Source organism: Peribacillus sp. SIMBA_075 (genome assembly GCF_046534585.1).
Genome location: NZ_JAWRYN010000246.1, coordinates 1 through 347, shown reverse-complemented (window position 1 = coordinate 347; position 347 = coordinate 1). Strand labels below are relative to the sequence as shown.

General features: G+C 45.0%; 1 protein-coding gene. It reads right to left on the bottom strand.

Translation table 11 applies throughout. The features are described 5' to 3' along the window. Nucleotides 1-347, bottom strand: a 347-nt coding sequence (locus tag SB775_RS28085) for a lyase family protein (protein ID WP_410864439.1), incomplete at both ends; no start/stop codon positions are given.

Below are 347 nucleotides of genomic sequence, written 5' to 3'. Positions count from 1 at the left end.
GTCAGCGCATGGAATTTGTTTGGTGAAGAATTGAAGGTTTGACCTGTCAGCTGGCTGATTTCTTCAGCGACATATTGTCCAAACTCAGGATGTGCGTTAATCCCTGTACCAACAGCGGTTCCGCCAATCGCGAGCTCTCTCATTTTCTCAGTTGATTCTAGAATCATTTCTTTCGAACGATCCAGCATGTAAACCCAGCCGCTAATTTCTTGACCAACTGTAAGCGGTGTTGCATCTTGCAGGTGCGTACGACCGATTTTGACGATCTGTTGATACGCCTTTGCCTGCTCATCAAGTATTGCTCTTAACTGGTCACTAGCAGGTACTAATTCTTTGTATACAGCTAA